Source organism: Paenibacillus mesotrionivorans, from assembly GCF_046098205.1.
In the GTDB taxonomy this organism is placed as follows: domain Bacteria; phylum Bacillota; class Bacilli; order Paenibacillales; family NBRC-103111; genus Paenibacillus_AR; species Paenibacillus_AR mesotrionivorans.
The window spans coordinates 139,568-166,034 of the sequence record NZ_JBJURJ010000018.1 but is presented as its reverse complement, the minus strand read 5'-3'; the positions used below and the strand labels follow the sequence as shown (position 1 = coordinate 166,034).

Genomic DNA, 26,467 nt, shown 5'->3' with positions numbered 1-26,467 from the left:
TCCTCCTCCATGTTTGGATTACATCTCCGGCAAAGCGAGGTCCAACCCGCTGATGCGGGCAGGATCGGAAATCAACTCCACCTCCGCAATTCTTCCCTCACGAATGGTGTACTGCAGCACATATCGAAGCCTTCCCTGTGGAGCCACCACCACACCGATCGACCCATTCACCAAGACGATATGCGAGGCTTGAATCCGTCCCGCCACCTGCTTCGCCAGCAGCTCCGCCCCGCGGGTCGTCTGCAGCGCACCTTCCCGCCGGTCATCCCGAAGGATGACATCCGGCGCCAGCACCGCCAACAGACGGTCAAAGTCTGCGTCCCGGGCAGCTGCCAGAAAGGCCTCCACCAGCTCCCGCTGCCGGGTCAAAGCAGGTTCATCGGCTATGGGACCGCCCCGGATGCGGCGCCTTGCTCTGCTGGCAATTTGCCGGACGGCCTCCTCGGATTTGCCCAGCGCAGCGGCAATATCGGTGAAGGGCAGGGCAAAAATATCATGCAGCACAAAGGCCACCCGCTCCGGCGGGCTAAGCTTGCCCAGCACAATCTGCAAAGCGGCGCCGACGGAATCCGCCAATAATACTTCTTGCTCCGGGTCCTCCCCGGGACGGCCGTCATAGGCAAACGGCAGCTGTGTCTCCATGGGCTCCTCCTGCCTGGACCGGCGGGTCCTCAGCATATCCAGGCAAACTCGGGATACCACCGTGGTCAGCCAGCCTTCCAGGTTTTGAATGGCATTCCGGTCAACGCGGCTGTACCGGAGCCATGTTTCCTGTACGGCATCCTCCGCCTCATTTGGGGACCCAAGCATCCGGTATGCCACCGCCAATAGACGTTTCCGCGATGCCTCAAACTGCTCCGCCATCTGCTCCTGTTCATCCATCGTGGACTCTTCCTTCTTTATGAAAGATTTAGTGTACATAACTATGACGTAAGAGCTGCCGGTAATGTGACAGCAACTAATACGTGCCATATGATATTACTTTAGATTTTTGCGGAATTTTGTGTTCATAGCAATTATCCGGAATACTATATTCCAGCCACTTTTTCCAGTGGGGCTTTTTTTATACATTCTTTGAGAAGCGGGGTGGGAGTTATGGCTATTCAGCTTGGAAACCGGATTATCAATGGCAGCTTTGAAGCAGGACTTGCCTCCTGGGTGGGTGTGAATACCGGATTAAGCTCTGTATCTAAGGAAGGCTTTCAAAGTGCGGTGCTGTTGGGAGGAACACCTGCCACATCTCTCCAGCAAAGCGTACCTGTAGAACCTGGAGAAGGCTTGTTCTTGTCGGTGTCCTTCGCCCGAAACACCCCGGGGCAAAGTGCGGCCATTGTTATAACCGTGAATTTTCTCAATGCTGCCAACCAATATATCAGCAACGGTCTTACCTTGATTGTTCCACAAGGCTTCTTTACGGATTCAAACTGGCAGGTATTTGAGGGGGTTACCGTTCCCGCTCCTTTGACCGCTACTCAAGCCCAGTTATCCTTTAGCACCGCGCCCGCTCCGGCCAACGGCCAGATTCTGGTGGATGAGGTTATTTTGATGGACGCTCTTGATACCACCGGCTCCACAGGAATAACAGGAGCAACGGGGGCCACGGGGGCTACCGGTCTGCCTGGAGCGACTGGTCCCACAGGAGCCGGAACGACTGGGGCGACTGGTTCTACCGGACTCATAGGGCCCACCGGTGCCACAGGACTTACAGGCGTAACTGGGGCTGGGGTGACCGGGGTTACTGGGGGTACTGGAGTGACAGGGACTACTGGGGTGACAGGTATTACAGGCGTTACCGGTGCTACCGGAGTTACTGGGGTGACCGGACTCACCGGGGTTACAGGGTCTACTGGAGCTACGGGTTCTACGGGTGCAACAGGTGCTCCCGGGTCAGGCGCCATCATTCCTTTCGCTTCCGGAACCCCCGCAGCATTAACAACCGTGTTGGGCGGACTGTTGAATACCTCCAGCCTCATAGGCTTCGGAACCAATGCGGCAGGTGTTACCATCGCAGGGGGCACCATTGACTTGAGCGGAGGCCCCGGTCTGTTGGTGAATGAAGCCTTTTCCGCTCCGCGCGACGGCGTAATCACCTCCATCACCGCTTATTTCAGCACAACAGCCGCAGTTACCTTAGTCGGTTCAACGATTACCATTACAGCCCAACTGTTCAGCGCCCCTACACCGGACAATAGCTTTACCGCAGTTCCCGGTGCCTTGGTGACATTAGCTCCCTCCTTAACCGGTATTATAGCCCTGGGAACAATAAGCAATGGCATTACAACAGGGCTCAGCATACCGGTAACGGCGCAAACCCGTTTATTGATGGTATTCTCCGCAACGGTCACAGCTGGCCTGGATGTAGCCTCCACTATTGCCGGGTATGCAAGCGCTGGTCTAAATATTGTGTAACGAAAGTTTTTGAAATATATCATCTATGCAGAGAGCCGGCCCCTTGTGGCCGGCTATTTTACCGAAATCTCTTCATGAGATCGGATCCTAATCTTATCCGGACTGTAGATCCGCTATTTATTCAAAATACGCTGATTTGAAGTCTTTACGGACAGGGGGGACCTTATTTCGCCGGAAAGTCACCAAAAACTGCTCATCTCCTCCGAATAAGGTCTCCTCAGTCCGCTTCATCGGAAAAAGATCGAATTTCCGCGGAATAGCGGCTCCTGTGTCCGCCCATTCTTACTCCTCTATCGAACTGCCTTCACCGGCTCCATCAAGACCAGGTGGAAGGGATTGCCGCTGCCTTCCGGCTTTTCGTTGCGGATATGCTCCTCCAGACACAGCCGGGACCGGTCAGATTGGTAGAACCCATCCTCCTTTAGCGCCTTCATCAGCACGCTCCACGATCCTGGAATATCATCGCTGCTCTCCAGCACCGCATAGAGTCCTCCAGGCAGGACCATTTCCTTCAGATGCTCGGGAACGGTAACCCCATCAGGAATACTCACGCACATTCCATAGCCGTAAGGATTGCCCGCCTCAGTGGGGAACGGCTTCATGTTGCCGCCGAAAAAACGGGCCGTCCCCAATACATTCGCCGCCTTCGTCCACTCCAGCACCGGCGCCATTGCCTCCTCTTCCGGGGAGTTGCTTACCGCAATATGATAGGCCATCCGCATAGCCGGCAGATTGACAATTTTTAACGTACTGGTTCCGCTTGTTTGATGCATATAGATATCCTCCGTATCGGTTAATAGTTGATCCATCCTGACCATACTGTCTTCTTCCTGGGTCTGAAGGTAATGAAGCACCTGCTCCAGCTGCTCCTGAAAACGGGCAATCTCCGCCTTTTTCATCTGCAGGCCGGAAATCTTCTTTTTTACAACCAAACTGAGATGGGACAGGGATTGGTTGGCAAGCACCGTCTGGATATCCTTCAGGGGAATATCCAGGCGTCTCAGGATAGACGTGATGCGGATGCGCATAAGGGCATTCTCGTCATACACTCTCCATCCCGAGGAGGCATCTCTTTCGCTTGTGAACAATCCTTCCGATTCCCAATGCCGTAAGGTGCGGCTCGTCAGCCCCATCTGCTCCGACAGTTTATTGATGGTTATAGACCTGTTCATGCAAGAATCTCCTTCCTGAGCTCTGAGTTTAGTCTAGCACTTGACGCCGCGACAACTGCAAGCGGGTCCAATAAAAAAATAGCCACCCAACACCGGGCGGCTATTCAGCTTATACGTAGATATACCAGAACACTCCAAACCGGTCCACTACATTGGTGCAGCAGGCGCTCCAGGGCAGAGGACCCAAGGGTAACAGAATATTCCCGCCTTCACTTAAAATCTCGTATGTGCGCTTAACATCTTCGGCGCTATCCAGCTTCACACTGAAATTCATGGTGGGATAATCGGTGGAGGAGTACCGCTTCATGTTTTCCGCGCCGGTGGAGCTGCCCGATTCACTCAAGGCGAGGAGCAGTGTGCCTTCCACCATCAGCTCCGCATGCATGTAGGTGCCGTCAGGATTTTTGACGTTATACCCCAACGTGGCCCCGAATGCCTTCTGGTAAAATGGGACAGCTTCCTTTGTGCCTTGCACATACACCTGCAATCCTATTTTCATCATCGTGCCTCCATTGTTCTAGGGGCTGTCTTCAGAAAATCAAGCGTAAGCTGGTTCACGATATCCGCATGCTCTATGGTCAAGGAATGGCTGGCTCCGGGAATGAGTCGGGCTTCAATGCCAGGAATCAGGCTCCGTGCGTTCTCCACCGCCTTTCCGGCGGGATAGATAACCTCCTTGTCCCCAACAAGCAGCAGAGTCGCAACCTGGAAGTCCTTGAATTCCTCCTTGGGGAATACGGAGGGCATCACCTGCAAGAGCGGCTTGGCATAGCGGTACCCGGCCAGCACCTGGGCGCGGAATACCGGATGCAGAGGCTCACCTTTGCCCGAGAACCATGCAAACGCGCGGTCAATCCATTTTTCCGTATGAAATAATAATGCAGGGTAAATCTTCGCAAAGAACTTGAAGCTGATCTTGTGAAAGGTCCCTGCCGGAGCATACAGCATCAGCCGGGATATCCGCTCCGGATGGGCAAGAGCAAAATTTAGGGCAAGAAACCCGCCCATGGAATGACCCGCCAGATCCGTGCTGTCCAACCGCAGCCCGTCCATAACCTCAAGCAGCCATTGCCGGGCATCCTGTCTGCTTTTCACCGCCCTGTCAGGTTGGCTTCTTCCGAAGTCCCCCATCACATCCACCGTATATACACAACGCTCCTTCAGCCAATGCTTGACGTTGGGATACCACATGGTACTGCTCATGGTCATCCCATGCAGCAGCACTAACGGCGGCTTACCGGTATCCCCGAAGCGGAGCACACGGGTTTCTCCCCAGGAGGTCGGGACCGTAAGCGATGTACAGTCCGCCTCGAATAAAGCCAGGCTGTTGCTGTAGCAGCGAAGATACTCCTGCTCGTTTTCCGTCGATTTAAAAATACCGGCCACTGGATTTCTCCTATTCCCATGTTTTTCTATTATCATATCAGTAAGCAAGGGAGACATCTACCGGCAGCATCCTTTTTTTCCAATTGAGGGATTCCATACATTGACAAGCGCCCCAAATCTGCTATAATAACAACAATCGAACATATGATCGCTTACGTGGAAGCACCCGTAAGATAAGGCCGAGCCGGTCTTACTTACGTGTGCCTTTTTGCGTTTGCGGCAGGGTATGTTCGGCCACATTCCATCCCGAAAGGAAGATCTCCCTTGAACAAACGTCTGATCACCCTCGTAATGGCTATTTTGCTCGCCCTGTCCCTGCCGCTGCAAGCCTCTGCCGCTTCTACCGCCAAACTCAGCAAAACCGCCCAAGCCTCTATAGAAAAGCTGGCCGCCCAGTCAAGCGTTTCCCTTCAGGCACAGCTGACCGGGCAAACCAATAAGCTCCTGGAGCTGGAGGGGCAGAATGAGAATCTGGACCAGAGCATCGACACTCTGCACCGTGCCAATGCGGATAAGCAATCGGCCATTAATGCCCGGATCAAGCAGCTGAATGCGGATAAGCTTGCTTCCCTGAAGAGTGGGTCAACAGAGGCCCGTGAGCGGTACAAGCCGTTGTTTACGCTGCAAACCTCACTGAACAAGCAGCTCACCATTGCCCGGAAGCTGAAGAACAAATCGCTGGTAGAAGCGTTAGAGGCTCAGCTTAGTGTAGTCAAAGCCTCCGCTTTAATCGCCAGAGGGGACATCCGCTTGAAGGATGAGGCATATGCCAAGGTCAAGGAATCCACCGCCAAAACCGCGAATTCCGTCCGCAACGTCCTCAAGGAGGTTTCTCTGGAGCAGTCCAAAATCCGGTCGGAGAAAACCGCGTCCGCGGAAACCGGCAGACAAATTGCTGCAGACAGCAAAACCCTTACAGCTTCCCTAAAGAACAAGGATGCGGCGGAAACCCTTCGTTCCCTTAGCGCCCTGTCAACCGCATCCACCCAAATCATCAACCAGAAAATACGGATCCAGCAAAGCGAACAGAAGATCAGCACCCTTCTGGACAAAGCCGCTTCTCTTTTACCCTAGAGCCAGCAGAAAACAATCAGCCTCAGTGGCAGGGTCGCTGAGTTCCGTTACAGCATCTCCCCCACATCTCAGACACCAAACAAGAGGCTGTTCAATCCGTCAAGTAGGTATTCACCTCGGCGGAATTTGAGAACAGCCTCTTTGGAACTTCATCCAGTTATTCTATTCTTCCCCGGCTTCGATCCATGTCTCCATCAGCCGGTCCAAACGTTCCTGCAGGGTTTCTCTCTCCTGCCAGTGCTGCTCTAATTGTGCGGGGGTGCTGGTATGGTTCTGCGTATACAGGAGAGCATCCAATTCTTCAAGCTGCCCCTCGATCGCCTTCATCTCCGCCTCCAGCTTGCCGATGTCCGGCGGGCTGTCTTTCTTTTTTTCCTTTACATCTGTGGGCTTAGGCTTCGGTTCAGGGCGGGTACACCGCGATTCCTCTTCCGTTGCCAAGTTCAGCGCCTTTCTCCTTACGCTCTCCGCCTTGTATTCATCAAAGCCGCCCAGGTATACGCCGAGGGCGCCCCGGTCCAATTCCCAAATTTTTTGGGCAAGCCGGTTAATCAGATACCGGTCATGAGTCACGATGAGAATCGTGCCCGGGTAATCCTCTAAAGCTTCCTCCAACGCTTCTCTTGAAGCGATGTCCATATGGTTGGTTGGTTCGTCAAGAATAAGCAGGTTAGGCTTCCTGTGAACCAGCAGCGCCAGCCGCAGACGGGTCCATTCTCCGCCGGAGAGCTGTCCCACCGATTTGAATACCTCCGCGCCGTAGAACAGATATGCCGCCAGCCGGCTCCGGGCTTCGCCCTCCTCCATTCCCGCTTCCGTCCGGAAGTAGTCCAGTACGGATTGACCCGGATGAGGGGGAGCCTGCTGCTGGGCTAGGTAACCCGCCTCCACCCGGGAACCCAAACGGACGGAGCCGCTGTCCGGGGGAACCTCCCCCAGAATGAGCTTCAGGAGGGTGGACTTGCCGGAGCCATTATCCCCGATGAGCATCACCTTTTCCCCGTACAGGAGTTCGCCGGACACGCCGCCCAGTACGGTTCGCTGCTCATATTGCTTCCGCACCCCATCCATCACCACAACCTGTTTTCCTGACCGTTCCAACGGCTGCAGGCCGAATTCCGCTTCCTTGCGGTCCACCGCAGGCCGCTTTAGCTTCTCCATCCGGTCCAGGGCTCTTTGCATGCTGGCCGCCCTCCGAAAAAACTTGCCGTTATCTCCGATTCTTCCCCATTCCAGCAGCTGCTTGATGGTCTCCCGCATTTTCTTGATTTTCTTCTGCTGCTCCTGGTAATCGGCGAACTGCCGGATAAGCAGATCTTCCTTCTCCTTGACATAGCCGGTGTAATCCGTATGGAATACGGTAGACTCCCCGTCTTCCAGCTCCACAATTTTGGTGACCACCCGGTCAAGAAAATACCGGTCATGGGATACAATCAGGCAGGTGCCCGCGTACTTCCGCAGAAATTCCTCCAGCCATTCCACAGCGGCCATATCCAGATGGTTAGTCGGTTCGTCAAGCAAAAGGAGCTCCGGCTCCCGGAGAAGCTGGGAAGCAAGACCGACTTTCGTTTTTTCCCCGCCTGATAAGGAATGGCAGGTCCGGCCGTACCATTCATCTGGAATGCCCAGACCCTTGGCGACCTGGTCGATCCGGGCATCCAGCTCGTATCCTCCCTCCCGCTCAAAACGCTCCTGCAGCTTGGCGTATTCCGCCAGCTGAGTTTCCAGCTGCTCCGGTAACGTATCCGGCGAGGACATGGCCGATTCCAGCACACGCATCCTCTCCCGGCAGTCCAGCAGCTCCCGGAAACCCGTTTCCAGCATCTCACGGACGGTCGTGCCGGCCTCTGCACCCGGAATTTGCTGAAGATATCCGATCCGCGCATTCTTCCGTACCGACAGCATGCCTTCATCCGGGTTATCCAGCTTGGCGACCATACGCAGCAGTGTGGTTTTCCCGCAGCCGTTGCGGCCCACAAGTGCAGCCTTCTCTCCATGAAGCAGCTCGAAGGTCACGTTTTCCAAAACCAGCTGTGCTGCATGATATTTTTTCACATTTTGACAATTTACTGTTAACATCAGGGTTCCTCCTTAGGCGAGGTCCCACCCGTTTCTTGAAACAAACAAAAAAGACGCAGGGAAATTCCCTACGTCCTGTCTGGTTTATCCGTTCAGGTTAAGGTAGGAGCCATTTCGCGGTTTGTGAAATCGTATGGTTAAAATTAGGCAGACTTCTCCCGTCTACGTTAAAACCATGAACGATGCCAGCCATCGCGATGGGCAGCCGGCTCCATTGTTCGTTCACAAACTCCCGTTTCATCCTACCTTCACCTCCTTGTATGCATCTTGCAGATAGTATACTACATCCATTCCGTTTTGGGCAAACCTTGACCTTCCCATTTGTAAAACCTATCCACATCCCGTATCCTTATTCTTGTTGACTTTACGAAACGGAGATACGCCTCCATGAAACCACCGATTTTAACCAGACCCTTCTATTTCCTGTGGACGACTCAAACCGCAGCCAACGCAGCGGATGTTCTGTATATAATGGCGCTTACTGTACTGGTGCTGGACCGGACCGGCTCGCTGGTATCGGCAGCCTTGATGCCGCTGTTGCGCAGCGGTGCCCAAATGCTGAGCGGCTTCATCGCCCCGTTACTGATCAGCCGCTTTAAGCTGCCTGCTCTCTTGCTGATGTCACAGACAGGCCAGTTTCTGCTGTTTATTTGTCTTGCCGTCTACTTGAAGCTGAATGGGGATGGGGCTTCCCTGATTGCCGTGTTTACACTTGTGTTTGTGATGTCCTTCCTGGACGGATGGACCGTTCCGGCCCGGAACGCGCTGGTTCCGCGGCTGGTGACCCATGAACAGGGCCTGCTGAAGGCCAACAGCCTGGTCAGCGTCAGCGATCAGGTGGTCCAGTTTGCGGGATGGGGGTTAAGCGGAGTCATCGTTGCAGTGATCGGCGCCAATTCCACGCTGGTGCTGACCGCATTCGTTTACGGGCTGGCAGCAGCCTTTACACTGGGGATCAAGGAACCGGCAGATCCAGAGCATACCCAGCACGCCAACCAGCAGCAAAAAGAAACAGCGCCTGATCGGGAAGACTCCCGATGGCTTACCCTGACCGAAGGGTGGAAGCTGATCTGGCGGGTGCCCCGCTTGCGGCTGCTCACTTTCATGGATGTGGTAGACATGCTGGGCGGATCGGTTTGGGTTGGGGCATTTACCCTTGCCTTTGTGCAGGTGGCCCTGGGGCAAGGGGAAGAGTGGTGGGGTTTTATTAACGCGGCATATTTCGCCGGTACGGTAGGCGGCGGGCTGCTGGTTCTGGCTCTCAGCCGGACGATCGGCAGCCGGTATCTGGCGGCCATGCTCATCGGCATGGCAGGGTATGGCAGCTTAACCGCCATTTACGCGCTGAATACGCAGCCCTTTGTTGCGCTTATGCTTGTACTGCTGATGGGCCCGTTCGCAGAGCTGTCCATCATTAACCGCCGCACCCTGATCCAGCGAAGTGTAACCAAGCTGATGCTGCCCAAGGTGCTTTCCGCCCAGGCAACCCTGCTGCATCTGGTGTTCTGTATTTCCCTCTTGGTAATGGCGGGACTGGCCGAACGGTTCGGCATCGTGAACATGTATCTGCTGGCAGCTGGCTTGACCCTGCTTGCCCTTCTGGTTGGCCTGGCCGGATACCGGGCCTTCCACGATAAAGAAGCCGGCACAGCCAACGGCTAACCGGCCAAACAACTCTTCACCGGAGCAGATGCATCTTCCCCTCCGCTTCATCCCACGGCACCGAATATCCCGCCCCCTTGGCACAAAAAATCGAGGAGGAGGTATACAGCGGGTCGGCATCTCTCCGGTAGCCGATCCGTTCGATCACCTCACCGGCATTGTGGCACCGGTCATAACCCCCGAACACACAGCGCATGCTGCCCCGCCCATGGGTGAAGGAGGCGAATTCGGTGCTGTAGCTCATGAAGGTGGAAACCGGCACTCTGCCGGTAATCAACGCATGTGCTTCCATAGTCTGGGGCGGATCAAATGTCCCTGATGCCCGCTGGACGTCGGACAGCACCCTTCCCATCTCATCGATGTCCACCTTGATTTTGAAATCGTAATAAGGCTCCAGCAGCAGATTATCCGCCTTCTCCAATCCCTGCCGCAGCGCCCGGAAAACTGCCTCGCGGAAGTCCCCGCCATGAGTATGCTCTTTATGCGCAGCGCCTCTAACCAAGGTAATCCGCAAGTCGGTAACCGGCATTCCGGTCAGCACCCCGTGATGCTCCCGCTCAAAAAGATGGGTCCGGATCAGATTCTGGTAGTTTATGCTGAGCACATCGGGATGGCATTCGCTCTCAAATTGAATCCCGCTTCCCCGCTCCCCCGGCTCCAACAGCACATGCACCTCCGCATAATGCCGCAGAGGTTCGAAGTGCCCGTAGCCCATCACACCGGCTTGGATGGTTTCCTTGTACAGGATTTCCGGCTGCCCAAAGGAAACGGTGAAGCCGAACCGGTCCTTCACCAGCTGCTCCAGCACCTCCAATTGGATCACACCCATCACCCGGATGTGGATCTCCTGCATAATTTCCTCCCAAACCACATTCAGTGAAGGCTCCTCGGCCTCCAATATGCGGAATACACCAAGCACCTTCTGCACGTGGAGAGAATCGCCGAATTCCACCGTGGACTGCAGGGTCGGCTCCGATTCATAGACCAGCGTGTCCGACACCACTCCCAAACCTTGCCCGGCCCAAGCGGCGGACAAACCGGCAACGGCAAACAAATCACCAGCCGCCACCTCTTCCACGGGCTGGAATTTAAGGCCATTTACGAGAAAAATCCGGGTAACCTTCTCCTCAACCGGAACCCCGCCGTTGTCATATTGAAGCAGCTCCCGAACCTTCAGCCTGCCGCTCAGCGCTTTAATAAACGTCAATCTTACCCCGTTTGCATCATGACGGATTTTATAGACCCGCCCCCCGAAGGCGGCGCCTTCATTATAGGTGGAAGCCGTCAGCAGATGGAGCTGCTCCAGAAAATCCGCAACTCCCGTATCCTGGAGCGCCGAGCCGGAAGCGCAAGGATAAAGCAAACCCGCCCGCATCAGCCGCTGCATGGTTTGCAGCCAGAATGCAGGATCACTCCTTCCCTCCAGAAACGCCTCCAGCGCAGCCTCATCCCGCTCCGCCATAAACTCCCGCAGCGGTTCGCCGGTGATGCCGTTAACGAAGGATGCGGGTATCGGGCAAAGTTCCCCTGTCAGCTGCTGGCGTATATCCTCCTCGGTTCTGCCCACATCTGCGCCGGTACGGTCCGTTTTGTTGATAAAGAAAAGGGTTGGAATCCGGTGCTTATGCAGCAGCTGCCAAACCGTCTCCGTATGGCCCTGAACCCCTTCCACCGCACTGACAATCACCACAGCATAGTCAATCACCTGCAAGGCCCGCTCCATCTCCGGGGAGAAATCCACGTGCCCGGGGGTATCGATCAGATAATAGGTATCCCCTTTGTAGTCCATCACCGCTTGGTCGGCAAAGACCGTAATGCCCCTGGTGCGCTCGATATCATGGCTGTCCAGGAACGCATCCTGATGGTCCACCCGGCCCCGCGACTTTATGCTGTTGGTATGGAACAGCAGCTGTTCCGCAAAGGTCGTTTTCCCTGCATCCACATGGGCAAACAGCCCAATCGTCAGTCGTTTCATACGCTCCCACTTTCACCGCTTCATGTCTGTGTTCGTTTCTGGCAATCGTAGTTCTTGATTTCATTTTATCATCGATTTATTTCATACACTTAGGGAGCACCGATGGAAAAATAACATTTTGTGAAAATCGAATCTCTCACTTTCTGCAGCAGCGCCTCATCTTTACCATCAATGCTGTAATGGATGGTCCAAGGCAGCTTCACACGGGCCGTATATTCGCCGAACGGAACCGGCTTGCCGTCCGAATCTTTCCCATCCCACTCCATGAGGGCCTGCGCGGTCCACATTTTGGTTTTGAATGCTTGGGATACCGGCAGTGTCCCGCTCCAAACCTTCTCATAGGTGCGGTTAAAGTAGGAACCGGTTATTCTCTCGATTTCAATTGTAACCTGCTCATCCTTCGCTATGGTAATCGGATCATCACTTGCGTTGGCTAGGGAAAACTGAAGGGAAACCGGTTCTCCGAATGGGGTAATGCTCCTCGCATTAGGAGCCTGCAGAATGGAGGGAGACAGCGGATAATCCCGCGGCGCATTGGAGTGCGGATCAATCTGAATGAAGCTCCATGTGCCCGCGATAGGCTGGTCCGCCACAACAACCGGAGGGACATACTTTTCCGGGTCCGCAGCAGAAGGGCTCGCATAGATCCACACATCGCCAAGCCAGCTGCTGCGGATATGATACCAGCCGCTACCTCGTTCGAATGACATCACAATCTGGGGGGAAAGAGTCCCCAATACCTGGGCGTCCCGGTTGGGAAACGCGTAAACAGGGGTATTGTCCTTTAACTCTACGGCTTTCTCTCCCGTCTGCAAATCCTTCGGCAAGAAATAGTCATGGCTGATCCACTTATCCCCCAGCCATGTCCGGATATGGAACCAATCATAATTTATCCGCTCGAAGGCAACCACGGATTGCCCCGGACTTAAATACCCGCTGATCGCCGCATCCCCCTCCGGCGCATCGAAAATCGGCATCGTTTCATTCACGCTGACCCATTCATCGGTAGGAATATAATACGGAAGCAGCTCATGCACCGGCTTGATCCACTTATATCCCAACCATGTCTGGATACGGTAATATCCGTTGTAGGTGCCGATGGTTCTCAACGGCTGCGGAGAAATGGTATTGGCCGATTTCCCTTGCTCCGACGGTTCATCATATAAAAACTCTTCTGCCGAGGTCCGGATCCATTCGTAAAAATCACCGGTATATTCCGGCTGCTTCGGCCTGATCCAGAATTGCCCTTCTTCGGTTTCAATCTTGTACCAGATCAAGGGCTGGGACTCCTGTATGAAATAACCGCGCCATCCCTCCTCCGCCTCCAGCACATTTGCTACCTGCAGCGCTGCACTTCCTATCTGCTTCCCGTCAGGAGCGTCGTACAATAAGGTTTGGGGCTCCGTAAGAATAAGCAGAGCCGGCAATTGCTTCTCAGCCAGGTCCTGCGGGGCAGCCTGAGCTGTTGTGGAATGGTGCAAGAAAAAAGTAAAAGCGATCAAAACCAGAAAGACCCATGCCATTCTCCGCAAAATAATCCCTCCTATAAACAAATGATAGATTCTTATTGCCTTGTCCCCAGCACAAATTGAATCACATCTGCGGCAAATCTGTCCGGTTCTTCAAAATGAGGCAAATGCCCGCTCTCCTCATAAATCATCAACTGTCCGTTCTGTACGTCCCTCACAAATGCTTGTGTCTGCTCCTCGCAAATAACGGGATCATGCCTGCCCTTAATCAATAGCGTTGGCACCGTTAAATCCTTCAGCTTGGGGAGCAAGGAATCAAAAATGCGCCCTTCAGCGATTAATTGGGAGAAATGAATTCCGCTGCGTCTGCCGAACTCTTTGACCTGACTGTCCGAATAAAGCATTCTGTTGTAGTTGTTGCCGTCATTCGGCGTATACACCTTCATTCTTAGCTTGCCTAAGCCTTGGCCCAGCTCCATAAAAGCCTGCAGCGTTTCCTCCGGTGACTGGGACCCGTGTGCTGCGGCCAGGCATTCTTGCGCTTTGTCGGGTTTCCCGATGGATTGGTAGAAGGGCGCAGCTTTTTGCAGCCAGTTTCGGAAGGACTTATCGAAATCAAAGGAAGGCCCCTCCAAAACAAGGCACTCAACCGAATCCGGATAATAGCCGGCATACAGCACGCCTAAGAAACCTCCGAACGAATGCCCCAGCACAGACCAGCGCGGAATGCCCAAATGCTCACGAAGCTGCTCGCAATCCTCCACCAAGTCCTGCAGCCCCAATGCTTCCTCTTCCTCGAGTGCATCTGAACGCCAGACCCCGCGCTGATCAATACCGACTAGACGAAGTTTCTCTGACAGCCGCAGCGATTGATGCAGCATAAACTCATAGCAGCTCTCCCCCGGTCCGCCGTGAAGGTATAATAGCGCGGGAGCATCCGCATCTCCGTGGATTTCCACGTATAGCCGTTTTCCGCGAATATCGAGTAAGTCTCCTTCCATATACGCGCTCCTTTTTTACAGCCCTTAATATTGCCCCTTGATCACAAAAAACGAACCCCTTATGGTTCCGGCCAACGTGGACTTCTGCCTGGCGAACTTGAACTTGCCCTCCAGCTCCGCCGGTATCTCCATACCCTCCGACAGCTTAAAGCCCACCGCCCGCTTCTTAGGGTCGTCCACTGTATACATCACATTGACTCCAAGCCCGTCCTCGTAGAAGACGTAGGTAAACTGGATGTTTTCCACTTGAAAACGTGAGGTTTCCAGCGGTTTGGCCGCAAACTCGATATTCCGCTCTTCCTTCAGCACCCGGTTCACGTAATCCAGATTGTCCTGGCTTTCGCTGACAGGCAGGGTGGTGAATGCATGCTTGTATTTGTTCATAAAATAGCGGGCTTCATTGGCACGCATTCCGGCCAGCGCCGCTGCTACAGGTGAGGACTCCAAGCCGACGGTAGACACATGTTTAAAATCAACGATATAGGGCATGTCCAGCCTCCTTTTCCATTCCATTATTCCCTGGCGGTACTCTTATCTTACCAAAGAAAACGGCAGGATTTGCATTTTTCCACTGAATCACTCCTATCATTTCACCGATAAGGTGGGCGGGGCTTTTTCTTTGCCCGCTGGAGCAAATCTTGACAACTATATCAATGATGGATACAATGTTGTTATATCCATCATTGATATAGAGGAGGCGACCCTGTGGCCCGAACAAGTCCCTACGAATCCGGTGAGCTTACAGATAGTATCTTCCTGATCCTGTTGGCCACGCTGGAGCCCATACACGGCTATAAAATTATGCAGGTTATTCAGGATATGACCTTGGGCAGCGTGGAGATTGGTCCCGCCACCATGTATACCACCTTGAAGAAGCTGAACCAGGCCAGGTGGATCATGGAAATCAGCGGAGATGACTCCAAAATCCTGTATCAGGTTACGGAGGAAGGGCGGAATATCCTCCGGGAAAATTTCAACCGCAGAAAACAGATTATCGATATAGCAGAACAGCATTTTAATCAGAATTCAGGAGGGCGTTAAAATGGCTAAATACCGGTTATGCAACGGGCTGGCGATAGCGCCGGAGAAGGATATGAGGATGCTGAGGGAAATGAGCCGGAAAGGTTGGCATCTTGCCGGGTTATCAGGCTTGCTGTACCGCTTCGAGGAGGGGCAGCCGCAGGATTACGATTATGCATTGAATATGGAGAGACGCATCGGCCCCGATATGCTGTCCTTCTACGAGGCCAGCGGCTGGACGCCGGTGGTGGCCCAACACGGCTACCAGATTTTTAGAGCGGCAGCGGGCACCTCCCCCATTTTTAGCGATGCAGATTCCGAAATGGAGATTCTCCGCAGCAACAGGCGGCAGATGGGCAAGCTGGCGCTTATCTTTATGGGATTGCTATTAGGCTGTTTATTCATGCTCAACCAGGCTGACCAAAGCTTCTACGTAGGTATGGCTTCCGGTGCAAGCCTTGTTCTGATGGTTTGTGTGATCTTTACGGTGTTTCCCTTTATCGGGTATACCCGGACCCTGCGAAAAAAACAAAGGAACCGCCTCTCATAGGAGAATAACCAAAAAGCGGAGAGCCCCGGCATGATCGCCTGCTCTCCGCTTCTTACGTTTCGCCTCTATAGAATCTTCTTCACAAACTCCGACTTTAGCTTCATGGCCCCAAATCCCTCGATCTTGCAATCGATATTATGGTCCCCATCCACCAGCCGGATGTTTTTCACACGGGTTCCGATCTTCAGGACAGATGAGCTGCCCTTCACCTTCAGATCCTTGATGACCGTAACGGAGTCCCCGTCATTCAGGATGTTTCCATTGGCATCCTTCACGATCTTTATATCGCCGCTGTCCTCAGCGCCCGATTCCAAGCTCCATTCATGGGCACACTCCGGGCAGATCAAAAGACTCCCGTCCTCGTATGTGTATTCTGAATGGCATTTTGGGCAATTCGGCAAGCTCGACATGAAATATATGCACTCCCTCAGGTGTTATATGGTCTTGGCTTCTAATAGAAAGTTTGCTTTAGAACGGGTTGGTTGCGATAAAGGTAGCAGCCTTCACATACATCCGTTTGTGGATTTTCAGTTGGTCGATAATAAACTCTGCCACATCCTCCGGCTGAACGTATTTATCATCATTGTTTTCTTTAATCAGGCTCAGGTCCAAGGCCAGGTCCGTAGCAATGGTGCTGGGGGTTAACGCCGATACCCGGATATTGTTGCGGCGTACCTCCTGGGCAAGGGATTCCGTGAAACCAATCACAGCGAATTTGGATGCGCTGTATGCACTGGAGGTGGCTGCGCCGTTTAACCCGTTGGTGGAGGAGATATTAATGATGTCTCCGCCGTTCTTGGCGATCAATTGCGGCAATACGGCACGGGTGACATAATAGGTGCCCATCAGATTGGTATCGATCATACCCTTCCACTCCGCCGGGTCCATCTCCAGCACCGTGCCGAAGGTGGCAATGCCCGCATTGTTGATCAGGATATCGGCCGGTCCCAGCTTTGCAGTTAAGGCTTCGACCGCTGCGTCCACCTGCTCCTTGGACGAAATATCAATGGCCGCATAGGCGACTTTGACACCCAGCCCTTCGAGCTCTGCCGCTACTTCCTTCAGCGTCGCCTCGGTACGGGCCAGAAGCCCCACATGTACACCTTCCTTGGCCAGGGCAATGGCCGTGGCTTTGCCGATTCCTCTTGCTCCTCCGGTTACAATTGCTACTTTGTCTTTAATCGATTGTGCCATGTAAGCAAGCTCCTCTCACTCCGAATTGAGATATCCCCCTGATTATACCATTACCGGAGCGGGATGCCTAAACCTCAACTACGTGCAGCTTGCTTTTCAACTCCGGATAGATACGGCCGTTAACCTTCCGCCGCAGCGCCGAATGAAACACGGCCAGCCAGTACCAGAGTTAGCTCCTGGCTGAATTCCAATGTCTGCAGAACAGCTCTTCCCATATTCATCATTACACTCTCCCGTCTTATATACATTCCGGTGGTATCGTCCGGCCTTTAGCTGCCCAATTCTCCGGTCTTAGTGATGTATTGTAAAGGGCAGAGATAAATGCGACAAATTAAAAAGCAATAAAAACTGGAAATTAGGACAGATGGATTAGTTTTTTCCACAGCAAAAGGCCGCCCATAAAACAGGCAGCCTTGTTTGAATTTATCGTCTTGGAGTTGTTTCGAAATGCTCCCCTAATACTCGAAATGCCCACCACTGTTCCTGCTTAATGAGCATGTTCTTGATCTGGAGTGCACACTCTTCTGTCGAATGAACGTGTGTGTTTACGGTCAGGTCGTAGGGAATATCTGTGTATGCATGAGCCAGCTGCCACCGGGATTGGCCGATGGTCCGGTCCCCCCGGAACACCTCGCGGCGCTCCAATTCCTCGATTGGGCATTCCACATGGACAAACAACACCGGATAACCGGCAAACATAGTGACGTATTCGAATAACCAGTCATTCTTATCCGGCAAATCCAGAATCACATCATCAATGATGATAGGGAGTCCTTTATCACTAAACAGTTGGGCCGTTTCATGCATGATGCCCTGGGTAATCAGAAGCTGGTTGTCCAGATCGTCGCGCAGCACCTGCTTGGGGGCCATATTCATAAAATCATCACAGCAAATATGGTAGAACGTTTCGTCCAATTGGCTTTGCAGGACCTTAGTGAGTGTTGTCTTCCCAGCGCTTGATACACCGCTCAGCAAAATAATAATACCTTTTTCCACTTCTCATTCCTCCTATATGGGAGGCAAAGGGTACTACCTTGGCCTCCTAAATTAATTCGTTAAGGAGGCGTTCATCCAATTACACATACGACAATTCTCCTGTCATAAGAGGATGGGAAATCCAAAGCAATACCATCATAAAGCCGGGTCCAAAGTTCCCCAAGTACATTTGTCACAGTATCCCAATACTCGGCGGTTGAGTTTTATTTTAGCTGTTTTTTTCTTTGATTAGAGGAGGCAGAGTGACGTATCAATTCACCCTGGATATTCGGGTGTATTTTTTGCCTGCTTAACAGCCTTTTGGGGCCAATTCGGGACAAATAGCGTGGCTGAGATTCGTTAGATTTGAAAGGTTCCTCTATACAGACAAATAGCGCTCCACAGATTCGTTAGCGCCAAAGCCGATCCTTTTATTTTTAAACTTGCGGCAATATAACCGCGAAGATGCTTCCTATCCCTTCCTGGCTTTTCACATCCAATATACCATGATGATTGTTCCGGATAATATTTTGGGTCACCATCAATCCAAGCCCCGTCCCCTTCTCCTTTGTGGAATAAAAGGGTTCACCCAGTTTGTTAAGGGCACGCTCTGGAATGCCCGGGCCATTATCTATCACCTCAATGATGACGTGGGCCGTTTGGTGAGAAATTTTAATTTGAATGCTGCCATCCGGCTTGTCCATGGCTTCAATCGCATTTCGGATCAGATTGACCAGCACCTGTTTAATCTGGTTTTTAATGCAACGGATATATAACGGAAGGCAGGCGGACTCCATCGAGAGAGCGATGTTTTTTAATAAGGCCTGAGGCTCCATTAAGGTAACCACATGACGGATAATATCCCCTATTTCTTCATTATTGTATTGGGAAACACAAGGCTTTGAGAAGGTAAGAAGCTCTTGAATAATGCATTCGATCCGTTCAAACTCCGAGCCCATAATGGTAATATGTCCGTCATTTACTTGCCCGCTGCGCTGCATAAGCTTAAGAAAACCCTTCAGTGCCGTAATCGGATTCCGGATTTCATGGGCAATGCCTGCGGCCAACTGTCCTACTGCAGACAATTTGTCCCATTCTACAATCAATTGGTCTGTCCGCAGCTTCTCCGTCATATCGCGGAAGGTAATTACACTTCCTATATGTGTGCCGTTCTCCATCATCGGTTTCGCGGTATATTCCACAGGAAAATAAGAGCCGTCCTTCCTCCAGAACACGTCATCTTTAATAAACAGACTCTCACCATGGGTAAGTGCGTGATAAACCGAACAAAAAGAAAGCGGTACTTGTTCTCCCCGCGAATTTGTATGATGGATCAGCTCATGAAGGGTGTGATGCTCATATTCTTGCACACAATACCCTGTTAACCGTTCGGCCGCCTTGTTCCCAAAAACCACTCTCGCGTTCAGATCAATTCCATAAATGCCTTCGGCAACGGAATCCAAGATCAATTGATTAATTTGATTCAACCGATTAATCTCATTTAGACTGTCTTCGTAGTGAAGTGGCTTTGGGTTTGTCATAGGCCATTTCCTTTACTGGTTTATTTAGCTAAAGTATATCACAGGAAAATAAAAATAAAAGAAGGGCAAAGCTCATTATCTCTGCGCTTTGCCCAAAAGGCGCATATTAGCATACTTCTGCTGAACCGGCCCACAATAATGGCAATCTTACGACTAGCCTGGGGGGAGGAATCCACTGCTGCACACTGCCTCTGATCCGCGATCGGCTCAGTTAGCTGCCCTCCAGAAGGGCGTCCAACTGCTCCCAATTCCTCGCGGTGACCATCATCTCCTCTGCGAAGCGCACAGGGACCACGCTGGACGTTTCCATCGACGGCTGGATCCACCAAAACGTCTCCACACACCAGACATACTTGACCGCTTGCACCAGCGAACCCGGCGGGAGCGGCCGTCTGCTGCAGTAGCCTTCGGCGAAGGCGGCCACTGCATCCCTCTGGAATCCGCCGCCGCTCAGAGTGCCTGACAAAACAGCCCTTCCCAGGTCCATTGCTGGGAACGAATAACGTGCCCGGTCAAAATCCACGATTGCGGTAAGCGCATCTCCTTCAAAAAGCAGGTTGTCCGCCCACAGGTCAAGATGAGCCCAGCCTGGGGCCGGGGGCGCCAGATCGTCCTGCCGGAGTGAATCAATGATTGCCTTCTGTAATTGCAAGGCATTCCGGATGTGCCCCGCCGAGCCGCGGGCCGCATCCCAATTTGTCTCCCACGTCTGCTCCATCCTCTCCCGGGACAGCCGGTAAGCAGGTTCCTTCCGGGGAATCGCTACCCCTACCCCTGTTACCGCCGCGGAATCCCAGACGGTGTGCATATCCGCCGCCGCCCTTCCCAGTGCGTACATCCGGCGTTCACCCATCTGGCCGGCAGGCACCATCATCCCCGGACAACAGGTCATCACAGCCATGTATCTTCCGCAGGGCAGGAGATGCATGCAGCGCCCATCCAGCGCCAACGGTTCAGGACACCGCCCACCCGATTGATAGAAAAGAAGCTGGAGCTGCAGCGCATCTTCAAAGCCCGCCCGAAACTCCGTATTCTGCCATCTCTCCTTGTACCGCTCCGGGTGATAGCACTTAACGAACAGTCGACCCTTGTCCGTTTCCACAATCCACTTCTCATTCATCAGCCCGCGTCTGATGCGGTTGCCCGACTGCACCGTAACCGAAAGATGTGTTTTCAGCCAGCAGCCGATTTCATCGATTAATTGAGCCTCCGTTATCAACGGCATCATCGGATCCCCTCTTATGGCAGATACGTCCCCACCAGATCGGAAAGCGTTTGCAAAAAAAACACTGCAGTCAACGCAAACTCACTTTCCTGGACGAATAAGAAGACATGGTAGACCATGTCCCCCTATAATCGCTGTTGTCTGCCGGAAGCCGCTTCCGCATTAATTGACCCGGTCGTTAATATCCTTTACATAATCGTCCACTACACGGACCTCGATGGTTTCGTTGTCCAGCAGGAATTTAAAAATTCCGTTGTTGAAGTCCGTCCCAACCTCTTTATAGAAAATACCTTCATACTTGTCGAGATGAGTGTGGTTGAAGCAGAGCCGGAAGCCTTCAGGCCCCTCCTTCAGATAGGCGCGGACTCCTGTTTCGTAGAAGCCCTCCTGAACGTTCAGCTCACGGGACACAGACACAATGTGAAGATCAACGAAGGAGATGTCATGCAGCAGCAGGTTTACAATGGAGCCCTTCGTGATTTCCTCCCACCTGCTTTGGGCTGTCTGTCCCAATACGATCTGCGTCACATTTTTTTGCTTGGCTACCTCAGTAATCACTTTGGCCACAGGGCGTTTTTCATTGTATTTCACAATGAACTCCTCCGCCCCGAGCTCATCGGCAATCTTTTTCCATGCCGAAATATAGTGGCTTTTTTCGATATCCCACTCGTCTTCGGGTTGCCGGTCAACGGTTAACACATACAGCGGACAATTCAGCATTTTGGCAATTTTACCGCCTCTGCGGATAAGCCGTTCGCCGTTCGGTCCATAATAAACACAGACAAGTATGCATTCATCCATACTTCCAGTCTTCATGGTTTTTCATTCACCTCTGCCTAAAGATAGCACTAGACTACACATAAAGTTTGATGGTGTCAACTCGCATAGGGTATAATTATTCCTACAATCCATCAATACGTAATAGGATTAAATATGGCCATACTAAAGGAGACGTAGACCCATGCTGCCCAAACGCTTGATTCCGGTAGGAGAACCTTCATCAAAAAATCGGTTATGTTCTTGCGAAACTGCCACCCCCACCCTTTACAACAAAACTTAAAGAATAAGGAGCGGCTTATAGTTGAACTTACTGCATATCGCGATTCTGATCCCTTTTTTTTCTGTCCCTCTCATCCCCCTTTTGGCTAAATATGCGCACCGCATACATACCGGTTGGTTCGTTATGGCGGTTCCTGTGGCGCTGCTCATCTTTTTTGCAGGCTTCTATTCCTCCAGCCAACCTCTCGAGCCTCTGCTGTACACGGTTTCATGGATTCCGTCTTTAGGTATTGATTTCTCCGTTTATCTCGATAGTCTCTCCCTGCTTTTTGCTCTGCTGATAACGGGGATCGGCGCTCTGGTGGTGTTCTACTCCATCTTCTATATGTCCAAAACCCGGGAGAAGCTGCATCTGTTTTATGCGTATCTGATGCTGTTTATGGGAGCGATGTTAGGCTCCGTGCTCTCCGATAATCTCTTGACCCTGTATGCGTTTTGGGAGCTGACCAGCGTTTCCTCCTTCCTGCTTATCGCCTTTTGGTACCACCGCAAAAGATCGCGCTACGGGGCCCAAAAATCCATGTTCATCACCATGACCGGCGGCTTCTTTATGCTCCTCGGCTTCATCATCCTATCCTCCGCCGGCGGTACGCTCAGCATCCGTGAGCTGATTGCCTTAAGCGATCAATTGGCGCAGCACCCGTATTTCCTCCCGGCCATGTTTTTCATCCTGCTCGGCGCCTTCACGAAATCGGCCCAATTCCCGTTCCACATCTGGCTGCCTGATGCCATGGAGGCTCCTACTCCTATCAGCGCCTATCTGCACTCCGCAACAATGGTTAAGGCAGGAGTCTATCTGGTGGCCCGTCTGACACCTATCTTCGGTGGACATATGGAATGGTTCTGGACCATTACCCTGGTAGGACTGATTACTCTCTTGATCGGCTCTATGAAGGCCATCCGCCAAAGCGACCTGAAGGCGCTGCTCGCTTTCTCCACCATCAGCCAAATCGGTCTGATTATGTGCTTGTTCGGCATCGGCTCCATCGCTCTTAACAGCCAATACGGCGACAGCTCCCTATTGTTTGCCGGTGCTGTTCTGGCAGGTGTGTTCCATCTGATCAACCACTCTATCTTCAAGGGCTGTCTGTTTATGATGATCGGTATTCTTGACCACGAAACAGGGACACGGGATATACGCCGCTTAAGCGGACTGATTCATGTGATGCCTGTTTCCTTCACCCTGACCATGATTGGCGCATTCTCCATGGCAGGCCTCCCTCCCTTCGGCGGTTTCCTAAGTAAGGAAATGTTCTTCACCGGTGTATTGACCGCCTCGCGCACCATGAACAGCGCGTTTATCTTCATACCGATCATTGCCTGGCTGGCAAGCGTTTTGACCTTTGTGTATTGTATGATCCTGATCTTCAAGGTGTTTATGGGCCCTCATCAGCCCAAAGCGGGGGAACGCATCCCCCACGAGGCTCCTCTGGGTATGCTCATCTCGCCCATGATTCTGGCGGCCTTCGTCCTGATTCTGTTCTTCTTTCCGAATATGATCGCGTCCTCCCTATTGGAGCCTACGGTAAAAGCAATTCTGCCGCAGGTCTTCGCCAATGGAGCGGAATGGCATGTACATATTTCCGCTTGGCACGGCTTTAATACAGAGATTTTCATGACCTTGGGCATTATCCTGTTGGGCACTGTTATGTACCGGTATATTACCAAGTTTACGGATGTTTACGACAGCATCCCCTTGAGGTTCAGTCTTAACCGGGTTTATGACAACGGGATCACCGGAATGGAGCGTCTGGCCGGCAAAATTACCGGCTTCTATATCACCGGCTCTACCACCCATTATTTATCCTATCTGTTTGTGTTCATCATTGTCATGGCGGGAGGCTCCTTCTTTCTGCAGGACGCATGGAGTCTGGATCTGTCAGGCAATGCACCCATCCAGACGTATGAATATTTACTCGGCTTTACCACAGTTGCGGCAGCAATCCACATGGTGTTCACCAAATCAAGGCTGATCTCCATTATTGCCGTCAGTGTCATTGGATATATCGTGTCCCTGTTCTTCATCATCTTCCGGGCTCCTGATTTGGCTCTGACACAGCTTGTTGTGGAAACCATCTCGACCACCCTGTTCCTGCTGTGCTTCTACTTTCTGCCCCGGGTCAGCAAGTATATTACACCGATGAAATTCCGCTTGTCCAACGCTCTTATTGCGGTTGGCGTAGGCACAACCCTGACCTTAATCGGGCTTTCCACGCAAAGCCATCATATGTTCGAGTCCATTGCCGAGTTCTATAAGGATTCCTACAAGCTTGCCGGTGCCAAGAATATGGTCAACGCCATTCTGGTGGACTTCCGCGGCTTCGATACGATGCTGGAAAGTGTTGTTCTTTTCACAGCGGGAATCGGCATCTTCACCATGATTAAACTTCGCCAGGCAGGGAGGAAACAGCCATGAAATTAAAATTCACGGATGTCTTTCTTCAGGTGGCCGCCAAAATATTGGTCTTCATCATCTTGATCTTCTCCGTGTACATTCTGTTCGCAGGGCATCATGATCCGGGTGGCGGCTTCATCGGAGGGCTCATTACCTCTTCAGCGCTGGTATTGCTATATCTGGCCTTCGACCTTCAGTCTGTGCGGGACATCATTCCGTTCCCGTTCAATCGGATTGCCGCCGCGGGAGTGATTACCTCCGTGCTGACCGGCACGGTTTCCATGCTGCTGGATCTGCCCTTCCTGTTCCAATCCTTTACCTATGTGAATCTTCCGCTTCTCGGCAAAACGGAGATTGCTTCTGCTCTCGCCTTTGACCTGGGGGTATACATGACCGTTGTCGGAACCACCATGACGATAATCACGAGTATAAGCGAGGACAAAAAATAATGGAGACGTTCATCATCATTATTTCCGGTATCCTGTTTACCGTCGGAACCTATCTGATCCTGAACAAAAACCTGCTGCGGATCATCCTGGGCATCACGGTCTTCTCCCATGCCACCCATCTTATGCTGATGGCCATCAACGGATTGAAGAAGGGCGCTGCACCTCTTTTGGGGGAAGGGGCTTCCAGCTACACCGATCCTGTGCCCCATGCGCTGATTCTTACCTCCATTGTCATCAGCTTTGCCTTGACTGCATTTCTTCTGGTGCTGGGCTACCGCACATATGTGGAGCTGGGCACTGACAATTTGAAGCAATTGAGAGGTAGCATGCATGACTAATGTTTTAATTCTGCCGATCATCATTCCCCTTCTCACGGGCATGACCATGATCTTCTTCCGCCGCCGCGTCCGTTTGCAGCAGGTGCTGACCGTCATCGCCATGGTCCTGACCATCGGGGTGTCCATCTTCCTCATCCACCGCGTCTCCACCCAAGGCATCCTTGTCCTGGATGTGGGAGGCTGGGAGGCGCCTTACGGCATCAATCTTGTGGGAGATATGCTGTCCTCCCTGCTTGTCCTTACCGCCACTACCGTTAGTCTGATGTGCGCGCTGTATACCTTCGGCTCCATCTCCCATGAGCACAAGCTTCATTATATTTATCCGTTTATCCTCATCCTGCTGTGCGGCGTGAACGGCTCCTTTTTGACCGGGGATATCTTCAACCTGTTCGTTTTTTTCGAAGTTATGCTGATTTCCTCATATGTCCTGCTGTCCTTGGGCGGCAAACGGCTCCAGCTCCGGGAATCCATCAAATATGTCATCATCAATGTGGTATCCTCCACCCTGTTCGTCGTTTCCATCGCCTACCTGTACTCCATTACGGGGACGCTGAATATGGCCCATCTGTCCGAACGTATTGCGGCCATCGGACAAGACGGCCTGCTGACCACGGTCAGCTTCCTGTTCCTGGCCGTATTCGGCCTCAAATCAGGCCTGCTGCTATTTTTCTGGCTGCCCGGCTCATACAGCGCACCTCCCCCTGCCGTTTCGGCGCTGTTCGCAGCACTGCTGACCAAGGTCGGCATTTATGCTATTATCCGCACATTCACGCTGCTGTTCTACCATAAGCCGGAGATTACCCATACGGCGATTCTCTATATGTCGGTGCTGACGATGATATTGGGTGCACTAGGCGCCATCTTTCATTGGGAAATCAAAAAAATTCTTGCCTACAACGTGGTTGTGGCTGTGGGCTTCATCCTCTTCGGGGTTGGAGTGGCGACCACGGACTCCATGACCGGCGCCATCTTCTATCTGATCCACGATATGCTGGCCAAGGGGCTGATCTTCATCCTGGGCGGAGCGATCATCTCCATCTTCGGCTCGGATAAATTAAAGAATTTCAGCGGCCTCCTGCTCTTCCGCCCCATTCTGGGCTGGCTGTTCTTTATTGCGGCTCTGGCTCTTGCCGGTGTTCCCCCGTTAAGCGGCTTTGTCGGCAAGGTGCTGATCTTGAAGGGCGGGGTGTCCGGAGGACATCTGGCCATGTCGGTTGTAGCGATTCTGACCAGTCTGATGGTGCTCTACTCCGTTGTGAAGATCTTCATTCACAGCTTCTGGGGAGAAACGCTCATGAGCGAGGGGGATCAGAAGGAAACCGGCAACAGCGCCTTATTGCCCGGCATCATCCTGGTGACGCTTATTGTGGTGATGGGCCTGCGGGCCGAATGGGTGCTTTCTTATGTGGAGCAAGCCGTCGAGACGGTTATGAATCCCTCCATTTATATCGACGCTGTTTTCAAGCGGGGCACCTGAGTTCTTCAGCGGAATAG

Annotated in this window: 24 protein-coding genes; 9 read left to right on the top strand and 15 right to left on the bottom strand. The window is 52.5% G+C overall.

Going from position 1 to position 26,467, the window contains the following annotated elements:
• Positions 1-18: 18 nt before the first annotated feature.
• Complete coding sequence (locus ACI1P1_RS24530) at positions 19-882, bottom strand: sigma-70 family RNA polymerase sigma factor (RefSeq protein ID WP_416219092.1); 864 nt, start codon at positions 880-882, stop codon at positions 19-21.
• A gap of 213 nt (positions 883-1,095) precedes the next feature.
• Here ACI1P1_RS24530 and ACI1P1_RS24525 point away from each other — a divergent pair, with 213 nt between their 5' ends.
• Positions 1,096-2,409: an NTTRR-F1 domain gene (locus ACI1P1_RS24525; RefSeq protein WP_416219091.1), complete on the top strand. Its 1,314-nt coding sequence runs from the start codon at positions 1,096-1,098 to the stop codon at positions 2,407-2,409.
• Between the two features lie 290 nt (positions 2,410-2,699).
• Here the strand turns inward: ACI1P1_RS24525 and ACI1P1_RS24520 are convergent, their stop codons facing one another.
• The 3 genes from ACI1P1_RS24520 to ACI1P1_RS24510 form a co-directional block, all read right to left on the bottom strand.
• Complete coding sequence (locus ACI1P1_RS24520; RefSeq protein ID WP_416219090.1) at positions 2,700-3,581, bottom strand: MerR family transcriptional regulator; 882 nt, start codon at positions 3,579-3,581, stop codon at positions 2,700-2,702.
• A 109-nt stretch (positions 3,582-3,690) separates the two neighbouring features.
• Positions 3,691-4,083 (bottom strand): VOC family protein, encoded by a 393-nt coding sequence (locus ACI1P1_RS24515; RefSeq protein WP_416219089.1) that lies wholly within the window; start codon positions 4,081-4,083, stop codon positions 3,691-3,693.
• A complete protein-coding gene (locus ACI1P1_RS24510) occupies positions 4,080-4,967 on the bottom strand; it encodes an alpha/beta fold hydrolase (protein ID WP_416219088.1) in 888 nt (295 codons plus the stop codon). Before ACI1P1_RS24510 ends, ACI1P1_RS24515 begins: the two co-directional genes overlap by 4 nt.
• Before the next feature lie 264 nt (positions 4,968-5,231).
• Here ACI1P1_RS24510 and ACI1P1_RS24505 point away from each other — a divergent pair, with 264 nt between their 5' ends.
• Positions 5,232-6,041 carry a hypothetical protein gene (locus ACI1P1_RS24505; protein WP_416219087.1) on the top strand — a complete coding sequence of 270 codons (810 nt, stop codon included), beginning with the start codon at positions 5,232-5,234 and terminating at the stop codon, positions 6,039-6,041.
• Positions 6,042-6,203: 162 nt separating this feature from the next.
• Here ACI1P1_RS24505 and abc-f read toward each other — a convergent pair whose 3' ends face one another.
• A complete protein-coding gene (gene abc-f, locus ACI1P1_RS24500; RefSeq protein WP_416219086.1) occupies positions 6,204-8,120 on the bottom strand; it encodes a ribosomal protection-like ABC-F family protein in 1,917 nt (638 codons plus the stop codon).
• Positions 8,121-8,507: 387 nt separating this feature from the next.
• On the opposite strand from abc-f, the gene ACI1P1_RS24495 reads away from it, so the two are divergent.
• Positions 8,508-9,782: an MFS transporter gene (locus ACI1P1_RS24495; RefSeq protein WP_416219085.1), complete on the top strand. Its 1,275-nt coding sequence runs from the start codon at positions 8,508-8,510 to the stop codon at positions 9,780-9,782.
• A gap of 16 nt (positions 9,783-9,798) precedes the next feature.
• Here ACI1P1_RS24495 and ACI1P1_RS24490 read toward each other — a convergent pair whose 3' ends face one another.
• The 4 genes from ACI1P1_RS24490 to ACI1P1_RS24475 form a co-directional block, all read right to left on the bottom strand.
• Positions 9,799-11,757: a GTP-binding protein gene (locus tag ACI1P1_RS24490; protein ID WP_416219083.1), complete on the bottom strand. Its 1,959-nt coding sequence runs from the start codon at positions 11,755-11,757 to the stop codon at positions 9,799-9,801.
• 89 nt (positions 11,758-11,846) lie between these two features.
• Positions 11,847-13,289, bottom strand: coding sequence for a flagellar hook assembly protein FlgD (locus tag ACI1P1_RS24485; RefSeq protein WP_416219082.1), 1,443 nt, complete (start codon positions 13,287-13,289; stop codon positions 11,847-11,849).
• A gap of 32 nt (positions 13,290-13,321) precedes the next feature.
• A complete protein-coding gene (locus ACI1P1_RS24480) occupies positions 13,322-14,227 on the bottom strand; it encodes an alpha/beta fold hydrolase (RefSeq protein WP_416219081.1) in 906 nt (301 codons plus the stop codon).
• 24 nt (positions 14,228-14,251) lie between these two features.
• Positions 14,252-14,716: a phage tail protein gene (locus ACI1P1_RS24475; protein WP_416219080.1), complete on the bottom strand. Its 465-nt coding sequence runs from the start codon at positions 14,714-14,716 to the stop codon at positions 14,252-14,254.
• Between the two features lie 216 nt (positions 14,717-14,932).
• Between ACI1P1_RS24475 and ACI1P1_RS24470 the strand changes: the two genes are divergently transcribed.
• The gene (locus ACI1P1_RS24470; protein ID WP_416219079.1) at positions 14,933-15,268 is read left to right on the top strand and encodes a PadR family transcriptional regulator; all 336 of its coding nucleotides are present in this window, start codon (positions 14,933-14,935) and stop codon (positions 15,266-15,268) included.
• Between the two features lies 1 nt (position 15,269).
• Positions 15,270-15,797 (top strand): DUF2812 domain-containing protein, encoded by a 528-nt coding sequence (locus ACI1P1_RS24465; protein WP_416219077.1) that lies wholly within the window; start codon positions 15,270-15,272, stop codon positions 15,795-15,797.
• A 65-nt stretch (positions 15,798-15,862) separates the two neighbouring features.
• On the opposite strand, the gene ACI1P1_RS24460 is transcribed toward ACI1P1_RS24465, so the two are convergent.
• The 6 genes from ACI1P1_RS24460 to ACI1P1_RS24435 all read right to left on the bottom strand — a co-directional run bounded on the left by ACI1P1_RS24460 (position 15,863) and on the right by ACI1P1_RS24435 (position 21,548).
• Complete coding sequence (locus ACI1P1_RS24460) at positions 15,863-16,207, bottom strand: zinc ribbon domain-containing protein YjdM (RefSeq protein ID WP_416219076.1); 345 nt, start codon at positions 16,205-16,207, stop codon at positions 15,863-15,865.
• A 58-nt stretch (positions 16,208-16,265) separates the two neighbouring features.
• Positions 16,266-16,991: a 3-ketoacyl-ACP reductase gene (locus ACI1P1_RS24455; RefSeq protein WP_416219075.1), complete on the bottom strand. Its 726-nt coding sequence runs from the start codon at positions 16,989-16,991 to the stop codon at positions 16,266-16,268.
• A gap of 423 nt (positions 16,992-17,414) precedes the next feature.
• The gene (locus ACI1P1_RS24450; protein ID WP_416219074.1) at positions 17,415-17,987 is read right to left on the bottom strand and encodes a chloramphenicol phosphotransferase CPT family protein; all 573 of its coding nucleotides are present in this window, start codon (positions 17,985-17,987) and stop codon (positions 17,415-17,417) included.
• A gap of 416 nt (positions 17,988-18,403) precedes the next feature.
• The gene (locus tag ACI1P1_RS24445; RefSeq protein ID WP_416219073.1) at positions 18,404-19,507 is read right to left on the bottom strand and encodes an ATP-binding protein; all 1,104 of its coding nucleotides are present in this window, start codon (positions 19,505-19,507) and stop codon (positions 18,404-18,406) included.
• 211 nt (positions 19,508-19,718) lie between these two features.
• Positions 19,719-20,735 (bottom strand): phosphotransferase, encoded by a 1,017-nt coding sequence (locus tag ACI1P1_RS24440; protein WP_416219072.1) that lies wholly within the window; start codon positions 20,733-20,735, stop codon positions 19,719-19,721.
• 159 nt (positions 20,736-20,894) lie between these two features.
• Positions 20,895-21,548 carry a universal stress protein gene (locus ACI1P1_RS24435; RefSeq protein WP_416219071.1) on the bottom strand — a complete coding sequence of 218 codons (654 nt, stop codon included), beginning with the start codon at positions 21,546-21,548 and terminating at the stop codon, positions 20,895-20,897.
• A 265-nt stretch (positions 21,549-21,813) separates the two neighbouring features.
• On the opposite strand from ACI1P1_RS24435, the gene ACI1P1_RS24430 reads away from it, so the two are divergent.
• Genes ACI1P1_RS24430 through ACI1P1_RS24415 form a run of 4 tightly spaced genes read left to right on the top strand, consistent with a single transcriptional unit; the run spans position 21,814 to position 26,450 of the window.
• Positions 21,814-24,207: a Na+/H+ antiporter subunit A gene (locus tag ACI1P1_RS24430; protein WP_416219070.1), complete on the top strand. Its 2,394-nt coding sequence runs from the start codon at positions 21,814-21,816 to the stop codon at positions 24,205-24,207.
• Complete coding sequence (locus tag ACI1P1_RS24425; RefSeq protein WP_416219069.1) at positions 24,204-24,635, top strand: Na(+)/H(+) antiporter subunit B; 432 nt, start codon at positions 24,204-24,206, stop codon at positions 24,633-24,635. Before ACI1P1_RS24430 ends, ACI1P1_RS24425 begins: the two co-directional genes overlap by 4 nt.
• The gene (locus tag ACI1P1_RS24420; protein ID WP_416219068.1) at positions 24,635-24,973 is read left to right on the top strand and encodes a Na(+)/H(+) antiporter subunit C; all 339 of its coding nucleotides are present in this window, start codon (positions 24,635-24,637) and stop codon (positions 24,971-24,973) included. The genes ACI1P1_RS24425 and ACI1P1_RS24420 overlap by 1 nt, the downstream gene beginning before the upstream one ends.
• Complete coding sequence (locus ACI1P1_RS24415; protein ID WP_416219067.1) at positions 24,966-26,450, top strand: Na+/H+ antiporter subunit D; 1,485 nt, start codon at positions 24,966-24,968, stop codon at positions 26,448-26,450. Before ACI1P1_RS24420 ends, ACI1P1_RS24415 begins: the two co-directional genes overlap by 8 nt.
• The last annotated feature ends 17 nt before the right edge of the window (positions 26,451-26,467 follow it).